The sequence below is a fragment of the Clostridium sp. AM25-23AC genome (assembly GCF_003435125.1).
GTDB classification, from domain to species: domain Bacteria; phylum Bacillota; class Clostridia; order Lachnospirales; family Lachnospiraceae; genus Pilosibacter; species Pilosibacter fragilis.
In genome coordinates, this window is sequence record NZ_QWGI01000025.1 from 21,047 (window position 1) to 36,570 (window position 15,524).

Consider the following 15,524-nt stretch of genomic DNA (forward strand, 5'->3'; position numbering starts at 1 on the left):
GAAAAACTGGCCCACAGCTAATGAAAGCATACCGAGGTGTAAAATTTATGACGGGTTTTATCAACTACTTAATCAATGGAATCAGCCTTGGCAGTGTCTACGCGATCATCGCGCTTGGATACACCATGGTCTATGGAATCGCGAAAATGTTAAACTTCGCCCATGGCGATATCATCATGGTCGGAAGCTACGTGGTCTTTATCACGACACACAGTATGGGAATGCCGGTCTTCTTAAGCGTTCTCCTTTCTGTCATCGTGTGTACCGTGCTCGGTATCGTCATTGAGCGTGTCGCCTACAAACCGCTGCGTGACGCTTCTCCGCTGTCCGTCCTGATCACGGCTATCGGCGTCAGCTACTTATTACAGAACGTCGCTCTCCTCTTATTCGGAGCCGACACAAAGTCCTTTACCTCTGTCGTAACGATCCCGGCTCTGAAGTTCGCGGACGGTGCCATCACAGTGACCGGTGAGACTCTCGTGACGATCGTTTCCTGTATCGTGATCATGATCGGACTTACCACCTTTATCAACAAGACGAAGGCCGGACAGGCCATGCTCGCCGTATCGGAAGACCGCGGTGCCGCCACCCTGATGGGGGTAAACGTAAACGGAACCATCGCGCTCACATTCGCGATCGGCTCCGCCCTCGCTGCCGTGGCCGGTGTCTTACTCTGCTCCGCCTATCCGTCCCTGACTCCTTACACAGGATCCATGCCCGGCATCAAGGCCTTCGTGGCAGCCGTATTCGGCGGAATCGGTTCCATCCCCGGCGCGTTGATCGGCGGAATCCTTCTGGGAATCATTGAGATCCTGTCAAAAGCATATATTTCTTCCCAGCTCTCCGACGCGATCGTATTCTCCGTCCTGATCATCGTCCTCTTAGTACGTCCGACCGGAATCCTGGGCAAAAAACTGAACGAGAAAGTGTAGGTGATTCCCATGAAAAGTACAGCAAAAAAGAAACTCTTTATCAACAATATGATCACGCTCGGCATGGTCGTTGCTGCCTGGATCATCATGGAAGTGCTCATGGGCACCGGACATGTATCCAGCCTTTTAAAGGGACTCCTCGTTCCTTTCTGTATCTACGTGATCATGGCGGTTTCCTTAAACCTGACCGTCGGAATCCTCGGTGAGCTGAGCCTCGGACATGCAGGATTTATGTGTGTCGGCGCCTTCTCCGGCGCCCTCTTCTCCAAGTGCATGAAGGGCGCGATCGATCCGACCGTAAGCCTTGTGATCGCCATCTTTGTCGGCGCTGCCGTTGCTGCCGTTTTCGGCATTCTGATCGGTATTCCGGTCCTGCGTCTGCGCGGTGACTATCTCGCCATCGTGACTCTTGCCTTCGGCGAGATCATCAAGAACCTTGTAAACGCCATATTCCTCGGACGCGACGCTGACGGCTTCCACATCTCCTTCAAGGACTCCATGTCCTTAGGCTTAAAGGATGGCGGCGAGGTCCTCATCAAGGGTCCTCAGGGGATCACAGGAACCCCGCAGGCAGCCACCTTCACGATCGGCATCATTCTGGTCCTGATCACACTGATCATCGTCATGAACCTTGTAAATTCCAGAACCGGCCGCGCGATCATGTCCATCCGTGACAACCGCATCGCCGCTGAGTCCATCGGAATCAACATCACAAAATACAAGCTGCTGGCGTTCAGCATCTCCGCTGCTCTGGCAGGCGTTGCAGGCGTTCTCTATGCCCACAACCTTACGACACTTACTGCTCTCCCGAAGAACTTCGGCTACAACATGTCCATCATGATCCTTGTATACGTGGTTCTCGGCGGAATCGGAAGCATCCGTGGATCCGTGATCTCAACCGTTATCCTCTACCTGCTCCCGGAGCTTTTAAGAGGTTTAAACAACTACCGTATGCTGATCTACGCCATCGTCCTGATCCTCGCGATGCTCTTCAACTCCGCTCCGCAGTTCATCACGCTCCGTAAGCGGATCTTCGACGGCTTAAAACCGCAGCATGCTGCCCATTCCGGAAAGGAGGAAGCTTAAAATGTCAGACATGTTAAATGTAAAGGGATTAAGCATCTCCTTCGGAGGCTTAAAGGCTGTCAACAATTTTGCCATCAACATTGAAAAAGGCCAGCTCTACGGTCTCATCGGACCGAACGGTGCCGGAAAGACCACGATCTTCAACCTTCTGACAGGCGTTTACAAGCCGGATACAGGAACGATCCTCTTAGACGGCCAGAACCTTACAGGAAAGTCCACTACCGACATCAACAAAGCCGGTATCGCCCGTACGTTCCAGAACATCCGTCTTTTTAAGGACCTCTCCGTTCTCGACAACGTAAAGGCCGGACTCCACAACCACCACACCTACTCCACTCTTGAGGGAATCCTCCGCCTTCCGCGGTACTACAAGGTGGAAAAAGAGATGGATGAGGAGGCCATGGAACTCTTAAAGGTATTCGGACTTGACGGAGAATGTGATTTCAAGGCCTCCAACCTTCCTTACGGAAAACAGAGAAAGCTTGAGATCGCCCGCGCCCTTGCGACGGAGCCGAAGCTTCTTCTTCTCGATGAGCCGGCTGCCGGCATGAACCCCAATGAGACCGCGGAGCTGATGGAGACGATCCGCTTCGTCCGCGACCATTTCGGAATGACGATCCTCTTAATCGAGCACGACATGAAGCTCGTCAGCGGTATCTGTGAGCGTCTTACCGTCTTAAACTTTGGTCAGGTCCTCTGCACAGGTCCTACTCAGGAAGTCTTAAGCAATCCGGAAGTTATCAAAGCTTATCTCGGTGAATAGGAGGAGAACAATCATGGCAATGTTAGAAGTAAGAGATCTGGAAGTCTACTACGGCGTGATCCAGGCGTTGAAAGGAATCTCCTTCGATGTAAATCAGGGAGAGATCGTCGCTCTGATCGGTGCCAACGGTGCCGGAAAGACGACAACACTGCACACCGTGACGGGTCTTTTGAGCGCCCGTTCCGGACATATCATGTACGAAGGAACCGATATCACAAAGATCCCTGGCTACAAGCTCGTCAGCATGGGAATCGCCCATGTTCCGGAGGGACGCCGCGTCTTCTCCACCCTCACCGTTCTCCAGAATCTGAAGCTCGGTGCCTACACAAGAAAAGATAAGGCAGAGATGGATACGACGCTCAATATGATCTATCAGCGTTTCCCGCGTTTAAAGGAGCGTGTGAACCAGCCGGCCGGTACTCTCTCCGGCGGTGAGCAGCAGATGCTCGCCATGGGACGCGCCCTCATGAGCCATCCGAAGCTCATCGTTCTCGACGAGCCGTCCATGGGGCTGTCCCCGATCTATGTAAATGAAGTCTTCGACATCATCCAGAGCATCAACCGCGACGGCGTGACGGTTCTCTTAGTCGAGCAGAACGCGAAAAAAGCGCTCTCCATCGCGAATCAGGCGTATGTACTGGAGACCGGTAAGATCGTTTTGAGCGGCGACGCGAAGCAGCTCATGAATGATGATAAGGTTAAAAAGGCTTATTTGAGTGAATAATCAGAAGTTACGGTCTGTGCCTGGCACAGACCGTATTTTTGTTACAGTACACGGGCACTCCATGCCCGCGCACTGTAACAGGATTTTGCCGATGCTTCGCATTCCGAATCGGCAAAATCCGCGGTCATAACGGTATCATACGGAATTTTCAGTTCAGAAAATTCCTACCCATGAAAAGTAACATTTTTTTTACAAATATGCGAATCCATGAAAATTATGTAACGTTTTGACGGATTTTATGGTATACTCTTAGCAGACAGCACTGAAACTGTGCAGAAAAAAGAAGAAAAATCATGTACAGGGGAGGAAGATATTATGAGCAAAGTCATTACAGTCAGCCGCGAGCTCGGCAGCGGAGGCCGCGAGGTCGGTCTTCGTCTCGCAAAAAAACTCGGCATTCCTTTTTACGATAAAGAACTCATCGCCATGGCGGCCGAGGACAGCAATATCTCGGAAGATCTTTTTCATGCGAACGATGAAGTGATCGCCGGTCAGAAACGGATCAACTACGATGATTATGCCACTGTGGATCCTTTCTCACCTGTATACGAAGTCCCGGTCTCCGACCAGCTCTTCGTGATCCAGTCGAAGATCATCCAGCGCCTTGCCGCAAACGGTCCCTGTGTGATCATCGGCAGATGCTCCGATGTGATCGTCGAGGACGCTTTCCGCATCTTTATCTGCTCCAGCTTCAAAAAGCGTGTGGAGCGGATCCAGAGGCTTGAAAAGGAGCCTGAAGATATAAAGAAACTCGAGAGCCGCATCCGCGCCGTGGACGCGAAGCGACGGGATTACTACCAGTATTACAGCGGAAATGAGTGGGGCAAACCGAAAAACTATGACCTCTGCTTAAACAGCGGTACACTCGGGATCGAGCGGTGTGTGGAGATCATTGCGAATTCAGTCACTTTGGAATAGCAGGAATTCTCTTTATTGCATAAAAGCGTAAAACTTCAACTTATTGAATTTTTCTGTTGACAAATCCGCCCGACAGCGCTATGATAGCTTCAGCAGCCGGAGAGAATGAATCCGGCGGTAATCTTCAGAGAGGAGAACAGCAGATATGAAGAACCAGATGATGAATCTTTTTACATCCTATTCTTTTTATTATTTTCCGGGCTATTATTACTGCGCGGACTGTTTCTGCTGCAAAAAACACCCCTCTCCGACTGAAGGTTTTTAGGACCTCAGGAAACGTAAAAGAAAATGCGGAGCCGGTGTTTGCGATTGCAGCAGACACCGGCTTTTTTGTTTCCGGATACCCACAAACGTATGCATAAAGCAGTTCCTGTTTTTCGGCTACGGTACCAGCCGAATACAGGAATGTCCATTTTCCAGAGCGTTTTTATAAAGCAAACCAAACCTGAACTTGTCATATAAAGGAGAATAAGATTATGATCATTATTTTAAAGAGAAATGCCAACAAAGAGAAAGTAGAGAATTTAAAGACAGAGCTTGTCAATCAGGGATTTAAGCTCCATCTCTCCGAAGGAACCGAGGCCTCCCTCATCGGTCTCATCGGTGACACAAGCCAGATCCATGAAGACTGGTTAAAGGCCAACGACGTCGTTGAGGATGTCCGCAGGATCCGTGAGCCGTATAAGAAGGCAAACCGCTCCATGCACCCAGAGGACACGGTCATTGATGTCTGCGGCAGAAAGATCGGCGGCGGAAACTTTCAGGTCATCGCAGGTCCCTGCTCCATCGAGACAAAGGAACAGATCACAGAGGTCGCTTCGGACGTAAAGCGTTCCGGCGCAGCCTTCCTCCGCGGCGGTGCCTTCAAGCCGAGAACTTCCCCGTACGCGTTCCAGGGTCTTCACGAGCAGGGTCTTGACCTTCTCTTAGAGGCAAAGAAAGCCACCGGTCTCCCGGTAGTCACAGAGATCATGAGCGCGGAGCATCTTCCGCTCTTTGACGACGTTGACATCATACAGGTCGGCGCAAGAAACATGCAGAACTTCGAGCTTTTGAAAGTCCTTGGAAAGATCGACAAGCCAATCCTCTTAAAACGCGGTCTTGCAAACACCTTAGACGAGCTTCTGATGAGTGCGGAGTACATCATGGCAGGTGGAAATGAGAAGGTGATCCTCTGCGAGCGCGGCATCCGCACCTTTGAGACTTCCTACAGAAATACGCTGGATATCTCCGCGATCCCGATGTTAAAGAAAAAGACCCATCTTCCGGTCATCGTCGACCCGAGCCATGCGGCAGGCATCCGCTTCATGGTGGAGCCCCTTGCCATGGCAGCTATCGCAGCCGGAGCCGACGGTCTCATGATCGAGGTCCACAATAACCCGGAGAAAGCCCTCTGCGACGGTGCCCAGTCCCTGACGCCGGAAATGTTCGACCATCTGATGAAAAAAGTCGATAAAGCTGCGGATTTCTTCCACTCTCTCGGTTAATCGTTGTTCTTTTCCTGAATATGCAGTATAATATTTAAATCACACCGCAATGAAACGGCAGGTCGGCGCTGGAAATGCGCCGGCCTGCCGGACGGTTGCAGACTATTAAGATTCATGGAGGTTCACACGATGGTCAGAAACACTGAAACTGCTTTTGTTCCAAATCTGCGCGGAGGCGACGGAACGATCGAGATCCGTCATATCTTAAACAAGGATGAGCTCATGGGTCACGCGTCCATGTACGCCCACGTGATCATCCCGGCCCACGCCAGCATCGGATTCCACCAGCATGTGGAAAACACCGAGCCGTACTACGTTCTCAAGGGAAAGGGAATCTTTGAGGACAACGATCACACCGAGACCGAGATCCACCCGGGCGATGTCTGTGTCATCGAGGTTGGCCAGAGCCACGCGATCAAAAATCCTTTTGATGAGCCGCTTGAGATCATGGCACTTGTGATCAATGAGCGTGGAAAAGAGATCTAAACCCGCGCGTCCCAGTCCATTCGAAGCAGGAACACGATAAAGATGATCGAACTCAGCGTCCACGTCAGCGGGTACGCTGAGGAGATCGTCCGGAAGACGGGAATGATCCGGATCGCGATCGTCACGTAGAGCACGCGGATACCGCACCAGCAGATCAGCATCGTAAACATCGGGACAATGGATTTTCCCACGCCGCGGAGTACTCCCGTCGCGCAGTTGGAAAACGCCAGCAGAAAGAAAAACAAGGCAACCGTTCTTCCGTGGATCGTTCCGAATTCGATCGCTTCCGGCACATCCACAAAGATCCGAAGCAGGATCGGAACCCAGATAAAAAGACAGATCCCTACAAGCTCCGCCATCGCCATTCCGAACGCCACACCCATCACGGAACCTTTCTTCGCGCGGTCCGCTTTCCCGGCACCGAGATTCTGGCTCACAAAGGTTGTCAGCGCCATGGACATGCTCATGATCGGAAGAAAGGCAATCCCCTCAAGCTTCGCGAAGGCCCCCTGTCCGGAGATTGCAAAAGCTCCGAAGGTATTGATATTTGACTGGACCACAAGATTTCCGACACTGATCACGGAGTTCTGGAGTCCCGTCGGAAGTCCCTGTGTGATCACCTGACGGATCATGGAACCGTTGAAGCGAAGCTCCTTAAAATGGATCGTCGCAGCCCCTCCATCCTTCACCATGCGGATCATGCATAATAAAACACTCAATCCCTGGGCGATCACCGTGGCAACAGCAGCGCCTGCGGCACTCCACTGAAATCCCGCCACAAAGATCAGATCCAGGATCATATTCACTATAGAAGAAAAGATCAGATAATACAGGGGATGGACACTGTCCCCCACTGCCCTCATGATGTTCATGCAGATATTGTACATGATGACGGTGGAGACACCGGCAAAATAGATTCCGAAGTACAGTCTCGCCTCCACCATCACGCTGTCCGGCGTGTTGAGCCAGCCGAGAAGGATCGGAACAAAAAACAAACCGATGAGCGTCGCGAAAACCGAGAACACGATTCCCAGAAGAAAGTTTGTGTGCACCGCGCACCGTAATTTTTCCTCATCCTGTGCCCCGAAGTATTTCGAGATCACGACACCGCCGCCCACAGCGATCCCGGCAAAAAACGTGATCACCGACATATTCACATTTGATGATAAGCTCACCGCCGCGAAGGCATCATTGCTCGCGAAATTTCCGACGACCCAGGCATCCGCCATATTATAAAGCTGCTGTAAAAGCTGTCCTAAAAAGATTGGGATCATAAACCTGAAAAGTCCTCGTCCGATCGGACCTTCTGTCAGATTCCCATCCTTCTTCCCACTACCGGCTCCTGCCCTTTTCCGGACTAATCCCATGCCATTTCCTCCCTCAGTATCAGATCATTCGTCCTTCACACGCTTCAGGTATTGTCCGCATAGTACGGACTTTTGTCGTTTAAGTGACACATTGTAACTAAAATAATCGTATCATGTATGATCGGGGATGTCAAGTGACGGAACGGTCTCTGATCTTATGAAAACCAAAGGAGACTTTTCTTATGCCGCAGATCAAAAAAATCACTGATCTCACAGCGCCGGAACTCGATCTTTTTTCCAGATATTCCGAGTCCCAGCTTTTCCATATCAATGAACCAAAACCGGGGATCTTCATCGCAGAAAGCCCAAATGTGATCGAACGCGCCCTCAATGCCGGGTATGAACCGCTCGCTGTCCTCATCGAAGAAAAACAGGCCGACGGCCTGATCCCGAAGCTCTTTTTTGCTTACCCGGAGCTTCCTGTGTACACCGCAAAATTCGATCTCCTGATAAATCTCACCGGCTTTGCCTTAACCCGCGGCCTGCTCTGCGCCATGAAGCGAAAGATCATGCCGTCTGTGGCGGAGATCTGTGAGGGAAAACACCGGATCGTTGTCCTCGAGAATGTCATGAACCCCACAAATATCGGGGCGATCTTCCGCTCCGCCGCGGCCCTTGGAATGGACGCGGTGCTCCTGACCTCCGGCTGCAGCGATCCCCTCTACCGGAGAGCTGCCAGAGTCAGCATGGGAACTGTCTTCCAGATTCCGTGGACCTGTTTTCCGAAAAACGCGGATCTCTCCTGCGGCGGACTTGAAACCCTCCGATCTTTGGGATTTCAGACGGCTGCCATGGCGCTGAAGGAAGATTCCGTTTCCATTGATGATCCAAAGCTTCTGGCTGCCGAAAAACTTGCCGTGATCTTAGGAACAGAAGGGGACGGCCTCGCCTCCGCAACCATCGGCGGGTGCGATCATACGGTCATGATCCCGATGGCCCATGGGGTTGATTCGCTGAATGTGGCGGCAGCCAGCGCGGTGGCATTTTGGGAACTGACGAAAAACAGAAAGGATCTGATATCATGAAAAAACAGGCATTATTCTGCATAGCTCTTGCAGGTACTCTTATGGTCGGAGGATGCGGTCAAAAAGCCACTGACTCCACCGCTGGCACCGCGCAGGTGACCGAAACGTCCGACTCCGCTCCGGCTGACAAACCGGACGGCGTTCAAGACAAAAACTCCGATAAACCCGGAAATCCGCCGGATGGGGCTCAGGGAAGTCCGGATGGAAAACAGGCACCGCCGGACGACGGAAACGGAGGTCCGGGTGGACAGAACGCTGCTCCGACATCCTATACGGCAGTCTCAAGCTACTCCACCGATACTGAGGAGGACGGAAAGACCTACACCTCCACAGGAACCGATGAGAGCGCAGTTCTCGTCACCGAAGGTGCGAACATCACCTTAAAAAATTTCACGATCGACCGCAATTCCGCTGACAGCACCGGAGGCGATGATTCCAGCTTTTACGGAACCGGTGCCGCGGCACTTGCCACCAACGGCAGCCTGACACTGACCGGCGGCACCATCACCACCGATGCAAAAGGCGGTGCAGGTGTCTTCAGCTACGGCGACGGCAATGTCGCCGTATCCGACACCACGATCACCACAAAACAGGATACCTCCGGCGGTATCCATGTGGCAGGCGGCGGCACACTCACTGCCACCAACCTCACCGTTGAGACAAACGGTGAATCCTCCGCAGCGATCCGGAGCGACCGCGGCGGCGGTACCATGACGGTAACCGGCGGAACCTACACCTCCAGGGGAACCGGCTCCCCGGCAGTCTACTGTACTGCCGACATTACCGTCAACAACGCGGCGCTCACTGCTGAAAACTCTGAGGCTGTCTGCATCGAGGGTCTGAACTCCCTTTCTCTCACAAACTGCTCTCTCTCCGGAAACATTCCGGAAAATGAACAGAATGACTGCGACTGGACCGTCATCCTCTATCAGAGCATGTCCGGTGACTCAGAAGTCGGCGAAAGCAAATTTTCCATGGACGGTGGTAGCCTAACCTCCTTAAACGGCGGCCTCTTTTATACGACAAACACGGAGAGTTCCTTCTATCTTAAGAATGTGGACATCACCTACTCCCCGTCCAATAACTTTTTCTTAAAATGCACCGGAAATGCCAACAAACGCGGCTGGGGTCAGTCCGGAAAAAATGGTGCTGACTGCACCTTTACCGCAGATTCTCAGGAAATGAGCGGCGATATCCTCTGGGATAGCATCAGTAATCTCGATCTGAAGCTCACAAACGGCACCATCTTAACAGGCGCCATCCTTCAGGACGAGACAAACGCCGGTGACGGCGGAGACGGAACCTGCGACGTCACCATAGACGCCCTCTCCGCCTGGACCGTAACCGGAAACAGCACTGTCACCTCCCTCACCTGTAACGGCTCCATCACAGGGGCTGACGGCAAAAGCGTGACGATCGCCGGCACAGACGGCACTGTATTTGTGCAGGGTACTGGCAAATATACGATCACGACCGGTTCCTACAACGAGTAAATTTTAAACTTTGACCTTCTGTTATTTTTTTAACAATTTCTTCCATTTTCGTTGTATACACAACATACATTATATTTTGGTTATGCTATACTAAGCCCATCGCATAGCAAACCAAGTAACTGTTCAGTGCCTCACAGTTACATGCAAAAATCCATTCCAAATCGGCTTCGCCGATGGGATTTTTGCCTTCAAGCCTGTGTTTTATTACGGTCAGCGCAGCGAGTGCGCAGACCTACTGAACAGCTACCAAACCAACACCATTTTGCAAATACAGGAGGTACCCCATATGACTCAGACCATCAACCCAAGAAAAGCAGCGATCATCGGCTGCGGCTTCGTTGGCTCCGCCACTGCCTTCACTCTTATGCAGAGCCGCCTTTTCTCCGAGCTCGTCCTTTTAGACGCCAACGAAGCAAAAGCCGACGGCGAGGCAAAGGATATCGCCCACGGGATCCCCTTCGCCGGTCAGATGAAGATCTATGCCGGAACCTACGATGACATCGCCGACTCCGCCATCATTATCATCACCGCCGGTGCCAATCAGAAACCAGGCGAAACAAGATTGGATCTCGTCCATAAAAACGTAGCCATTTATAAAAGCATCATTCCGGAGATCTCCAGACGGGACTTTCAGGGCATTCTCCTCATCGTCTCCAACCCGGTAGACATCCTGACCTACACGGCCCTGAAGCTCTCCGGCTTCCCTGAAAACCGTGTCATCGGTTCCGGCACGGTCTTAGACACTGCCCGCTTAAAATATGCCTTAAGTGAACATTTAGGTGTCGACAGCCGCAGCGTCCACTCCTTCATCATCGGCGAACATGGCGACAGCGAGATCGCCGCCTGGAGCAGCACCAACGTGTCCGGAATCCCGCTAAACACCTTCTGTGAGATGCGCGGTCACTATAACCATGATGCAGCCATGGACCGCATCGCCGAAGAGGTAAAAAACAGCGCCTACGACATTATCTCCAAAAAACAGGCCACCTACTACGGAATCGCCATGAGTGTCAAACGGATCTGCGAATGCATTATCCGAAACGAACGCTCCATTCTCCCGATCTCCTCCATGATGCATGGAGAATACGGGATCAGCGGCATCTCCCTCAGCATGCCGGCGATCGTAGGACTCAACGGGATCGAGACCCACGTTCCGATCTCACTTGACGCAGATGAAGCAGAAAAACTCCGGGAATCCGCCGAGACCCTGAAAAAAATAGCTGCAGAGCTTGATCTCTCTGCAGCCACCAACTAACCTTATATTATCTGCCTGGTGCAGCAAAGGCAGATTTTTAACCTAAGACAAGGGAAAACACGCTTCGCGAGTTTCCCCTTGTTATCGCAACAGTCGCCAAGGTCTCGCGCAAGCGCGGACTTTGGCTCGTTGTTCGCGCAAACAAGGCGCCGGAGAAATCTCCGGCGCCAATGATATGCACACGCGCGAAAATGCAGGCTGTCGCGAGCTTTTTTTACATCTACTGTAATTCCGCGTAATCCTCCGGCAAAAACCGGTGGTAGATCAGATGACAGCCCTCGTCCTTAAAGCAGTAATAATACCGGTCCGGAATCCCATCCGCAAAGTAGAAGACCCAGTCGAAATCTCCATCTTCGATCTTCTCAAACACCGGCTTTGCGGACCACTGACGGAAGAGTTCTCTGATCTCCTCAAGACTGCATCCATGCGTCCCGACAAGATCCACCAGATCCTGAATAAATTCCCGCCCTTTCATCTGCTCATGCACATAGACACTTCCGGTCTCCGGAATCAGAAAACAGAACCGTTCTCCCTTCGCCGTCACGCGGACTTCTCCCAATGTCCCCTTCATATGCGCCCCAAAACCGTTCAGACGCACCTTCATCTCCTCCGCCGTATCCTCACTCCCGAAAAAGTGGTTCAGCGTGGACACCGGATAATAAAGCCGTATCACTTCCGGCCGGAATCCCAGCTTCGCCTGCTGCTCCTTCACCAGATCGATCAGATTCTCTTCCAGTCTGCGAAATCCCATCCTGTCCCATTCTCCTTCTTTTTACGCCTTCACATCAAATACATCCGCAACATCACAGAGCAGCTTGCGAATCTCAAGATGCTGCGGACATACCTTCTCGCACTTTCCGCACTTGATACAATCCGACGCTTTTCCGTTGTTCCGTGTATGGACCCCATAATAGACATTTGAATTTGTATTCTGGTAGATCTTCTTCGCGTTCATGCACGCAAACAGATCCGGGATTGAAATCTTCCTCGGACATCCGTCGACACAATAGCGGCATCCAGTACACGGGATCAGGTTCTTTCCGCGGAAGATCTCGCGCACCTTCTCGACCGCCTTCATCTCCCTCTCGTCAAGGGGCCTGAAGTCTTTCATGAAACTCACATTTTCCTTCATCTGCTCCAGACTGCTCATTCCAGAAAGGACCATCATGATACCCGGAAATCCCGCCGCGTAACGGATCGCGTAGGTAGCCGGACTGCCGCCGTGAAGCTCCTCAAAGACCGCCTTCGCATCATCCGGAAGATTTGCAAGACTTCCGCCGCGGACCGGTTCCATAACGATCACCTGTTTTCCATGCTTTCTGCAGATCTCATAGCATTTCCCGGCCTGAACTGCCGGATCATCGAAGTCCGCATAGTTAAACTGGATCTGGACGACTTCGATCTGCGGATACTCCGTTAAGATCTGCTCAAGGACCTCCGCGCGGTCATGGAAAGAAATTCCAAAGTGGCGGATCTTCCCCTCTTCCTTAAAGGTTAAAGCCGTCTCATACGCATGGCACTCCTTAAACTTCGGATAGTTTCCCATTCCCTGGGCATGCATCAGATAGAAATCAAAATAGTCCACACCGCAGCGCTCCAGCTGTGACTCAAAAAACGGGCGGATATCCTCTTCCTTCTCAAAATAAGCGGCCGTCAGCTTATTTGTAAGAATGTAGCTCTCCCTCGGATAACGGCTCGTCAGGCAGTTTTTGACCGCAAGCTCACTTCTCTCACCGATGTAGCCGTGAGCCGTATCAAAGTAGTTGAAGCCCTGATCCAGAAAATAATCCACCATCTGGGAAACCTGCGCCTCATCGATCTCTTCCCCGATCATAGGGAAACGCATACATCCGAAACCAAAATTCTTTTTAATCTTATCCATGCTGCTCTCCTTTTCTGAATAGATCCGGCACGGGCGGTGAATGTCTTCACCGCTGCGTCCCAATCATACTCCTGCCTTTTCTCCGGCTGATCCGTCGTCCACTTTTCACGGTCCGGCAACGCCCGCCGCTGCGTTAAGTAACATCTTGTAACTTATTTTGATGATAGCATACGCCCACTCCCTTGTCAAGCGAATGAAAATCAATTATAATGATGATAGCATAATGTCTTCGGTCAGTTTAAACTAACTTCTCGATTCCTACAAGCCGACCGGATCTTATCGATCAGCGAGAACTACATCAGACACTCAGGAGGTGATTTCATGACAGATTTCGTGCGAGCGCGAAGTGAAGAACAGAAACAGGCCAGAATGGCCGAGATCAAGGTCGCGGCGGACGAGCTCTTCTGCTCTGTCCCCTATCAGGAGATCACCCTCTCCACCATTGCCGGAAAGCTGTCCTGGACGCGGGCAAACCTCTACAAATATGTAACGACGAAGGAAGAGATCTATCTTGAGATCTGCTCCGATAAAATGCAGTCCTATTTTGACGATCTGTTCGCAGCATTTCCCAATGAGAAACCATTTACCCCCAATCAATGGGCTGCTGCCTGGGCAGATGTCCTGAACGCGCACCGTGACTACCTCCGCTACAGCGATATCCTCTGTACGATCATCGAGGTCCATGTCACTGCATGCCGCCTTGCCAGCTTCAAAACAAGCTACCATGCACGCCGGGATACCTTTGTCAGGCTCATGGAAGTCCGTCTCGGCCTTAGCTCCCATGATGCCAGTGAAGTCTTCCTATCTGTCCTGTACCATGCTGCCGGTCTATGTGGAAGCTGCCACTCCAATCCGGTTATGCTGGAGGCTATGAAAATAGCCGGAATCCCATATAAAAAACGTGATTTCCGGCTCAACATGTATGAATTTATCCGAATGAACCTCTGGTACTATCTCTCCGGTCCTGCCGGAGAAAATTTCTGCGTCATACCGTAAGAATATAGCACCAGACCGGAAGTGTGATCAGTGAGACGACCGTCGAAAAGACAACGATCTTCGTTGCAAGGCGGTCGTCTTTTCCATATTTGACTGCGAGAACGACGCTCGTGCTCGCTGCCGGCATCGCGGACAGGATCACACAGACCGCTGTGATCAGCTGATCAATGTGAAACAGGCGGCAGCCCGCCAGAACGATGACAGGAATCAGGAACAGCCTGATAAACGTGTAGTAATAAACTTCTTTCGTGAACACCTCTTTAAACGGGATTTCCGCGAGCGTACACCCGATCAGAAGCATCGCGCAGAACGTATTCGCCCCGGCGATCGTCCGGACTGTCTGGTTTACAAATCCGGGAAGCTGGAACTGGGATACCAGAAGTACCATGCCGGTAAAGATTCCGATGATGCACGGATGTGTCACGACCTTCTTTAAAAGCTCTTTCTTCGTCGGCGCCTCCGTAAAATAAGTGAGCCCCACCGACCACATAAAGATTCTCGTCGGGATCGTGTAGACCGCCGCATACATGATTCCCAGATCTCCGAAGATTCCCTCAGCGATGGCGTTTCCGAGGATGCCAGCATTTGAGACGATCGTCGCGTACTGCAAAACCTTTTTGCTCTCCTCACTCCAGCCCGGATACAGCACACGGCTTAAAAGATTCGAAAAGATCTGGATCAAAAACGAGATCACGATCACTTCCAGCGTCAGCTTCAGAATATCCGCGCTGAACTCCATCTGGAACGACTTCACGATGCTCGCGGGAAGCGTCACATTCATCACGAGACTGCTGAGCAGCGCCTTCCCGCTCTTATCGATCATCCCGCTCTTCCTGAGATACCATCCCAGCGCAAGGATGCAGAACATCATTCCCTGCATATTAAACAAACTTGTAAAATCCATCACGTACTCCTTTATTACAAACTGGCGTTATTGTACTGCTTCCCCTCCGATTTTGTCAATCTCTTCACTTTCACCAATCTATGTTACTGTTCACGCCTTGCGCAAACAGTAACTGATTTTGCCGATGCTTCGCATTCCAAATCGGCAAAATCCACTACTACCACTGTATTGTACGGAATTTTCAGTTCAGAAAATTCCTACCCGTG

The 15,524-nt window shown here is 51.6% G+C and carries 15 protein-coding genes; 11 read left to right on the forward strand and 4 right to left on the reverse strand.

Annotation, left to right across the window (positions count from 1 at the left end; genetic code table 11):
- Positions 1–47 precede the first annotated feature (47 nt).
- From DW677_RS13820 to DW677_RS13850, 7 genes are all read left to right on the forward strand, one after another.
- Entirely contained in the window at positions 48–932 is an 885-nt protein-coding gene (locus tag DW677_RS13820; protein ID WP_021904194.1) for a branched-chain amino acid ABC transporter permease, read from the forward strand.
- Positions 933–941: 9 nt separating this feature from the next.
- Positions 942–2,018, forward strand: coding sequence for a branched-chain amino acid ABC transporter permease (locus DW677_RS13825; protein ID WP_117567601.1), 1,077 nt, complete (start codon positions 942–944; stop codon positions 2,016–2,018).
- A gap of 1 nt (position 2,019) precedes the next feature.
- Entirely contained in the window at positions 2,020–2,781 is a 762-nt protein-coding gene (locus DW677_RS13830) for an ABC transporter ATP-binding protein (protein ID WP_181968366.1), read from the forward strand.
- A gap of 13 nt (positions 2,782–2,794) precedes the next feature.
- Positions 2,795–3,505: an ABC transporter ATP-binding protein gene (locus DW677_RS13835; protein WP_117567602.1), complete on the forward strand. Its 711-nt coding sequence runs from the start codon at positions 2,795–2,797 to the stop codon at positions 3,503–3,505.
- Between the two features lie 315 nt (positions 3,506–3,820).
- Complete coding sequence (locus tag DW677_RS13840) at positions 3,821–4,423, forward strand: cytidylate kinase-like family protein (protein WP_117504696.1); 603 nt, start codon at positions 3,821–3,823, stop codon at positions 4,421–4,423.
- A gap of 476 nt (positions 4,424–4,899) precedes the next feature.
- Positions 4,900–5,910 carry a 3-deoxy-7-phosphoheptulonate synthase gene (aroF, locus tag DW677_RS13845; RefSeq protein WP_117567603.1) on the forward strand — a complete coding sequence of 337 codons (1,011 nt, stop codon included), beginning with the start codon at positions 4,900–4,902 and terminating at the stop codon, positions 5,908–5,910.
- A gap of 129 nt (positions 5,911–6,039) precedes the next feature.
- The gene (locus tag DW677_RS13850; RefSeq protein WP_117469330.1) at positions 6,040–6,396 is read left to right on the forward strand and encodes a cupin domain-containing protein; all 357 of its coding nucleotides are present in this window, start codon (positions 6,040–6,042) and stop codon (positions 6,394–6,396) included.
- Here DW677_RS13850 and DW677_RS13855 read toward each other — a convergent pair.
- Positions 6,393–7,763 (reverse strand): MATE family efflux transporter, encoded by a 1,371-nt coding sequence (locus DW677_RS13855; protein ID WP_015554093.1) that lies wholly within the window; start codon positions 7,761–7,763, stop codon positions 6,393–6,395. The two genes, DW677_RS13850 and DW677_RS13855, sit on opposite strands and share 4 nt — an antisense overlap.
- Before the next feature lie 182 nt (positions 7,764–7,945).
- Between DW677_RS13855 and DW677_RS13860 the strand changes: the two genes are divergently transcribed.
- The 3 genes from DW677_RS13860 to DW677_RS13870 all read left to right on the forward strand — a co-directional run bounded on the left by DW677_RS13860 (position 7,946) and on the right by DW677_RS13870 (position 11,536).
- On the forward strand, positions 7,946–8,788 hold the full coding sequence (locus DW677_RS13860) for an RNA methyltransferase (RefSeq protein ID WP_117567604.1): 843 nt from the start codon (positions 7,946–7,948) through the stop codon (positions 8,786–8,788).
- A complete protein-coding gene (locus tag DW677_RS13865; RefSeq protein WP_117567605.1) occupies positions 8,785–10,281 on the forward strand; it encodes a hypothetical protein in 1,497 nt (498 codons plus the stop codon). The genes DW677_RS13860 and DW677_RS13865 overlap by 4 nt, the downstream gene beginning before the upstream one ends.
- A 286-nt stretch (positions 10,282–10,567) precedes the next feature.
- Positions 10,568–11,536 (forward strand): L-lactate dehydrogenase, encoded by a 969-nt coding sequence (locus DW677_RS13870; protein WP_117567606.1) that lies wholly within the window; start codon positions 10,568–10,570, stop codon positions 11,534–11,536.
- A 220-nt stretch (positions 11,537–11,756) separates the two neighbouring features.
- Here the strand turns inward: DW677_RS13870 and DW677_RS13875 are convergent, their stop codons facing one another.
- Entirely contained in the window at positions 11,757–12,287 is a 531-nt protein-coding gene (locus DW677_RS13875; protein ID WP_015554089.1) for a DUF3877 family protein, read from the reverse strand.
- A gap of 21 nt (positions 12,288–12,308) precedes the next feature.
- Positions 12,309–13,418, reverse strand: a complete 1,110-nt coding sequence (locus DW677_RS13880; protein ID WP_117567614.1) for an aldo/keto reductase — start codon at positions 13,416–13,418, stop codon at positions 12,309–12,311.
- Between the two features lie 321 nt (positions 13,419–13,739).
- Here DW677_RS13880 and DW677_RS13885 point away from each other — a divergent pair, with 321 nt between their 5' ends.
- Positions 13,740–14,414, forward strand: a complete 675-nt coding sequence (locus DW677_RS13885; RefSeq protein WP_117567607.1) for a TetR/AcrR family transcriptional regulator — start codon at positions 13,740–13,742, stop codon at positions 14,412–14,414.
- Here DW677_RS13885 and DW677_RS13890 read toward each other — a convergent pair.
- Positions 14,404–15,318, reverse strand: coding sequence for an AEC family transporter (locus DW677_RS13890; RefSeq protein WP_117567608.1), 915 nt, complete (start codon positions 15,316–15,318; stop codon positions 14,404–14,406). The genes DW677_RS13885 and DW677_RS13890 overlap by 11 nt on opposite strands.
- Between the last annotated feature and the right edge of the window lie 206 nt (positions 15,319–15,524).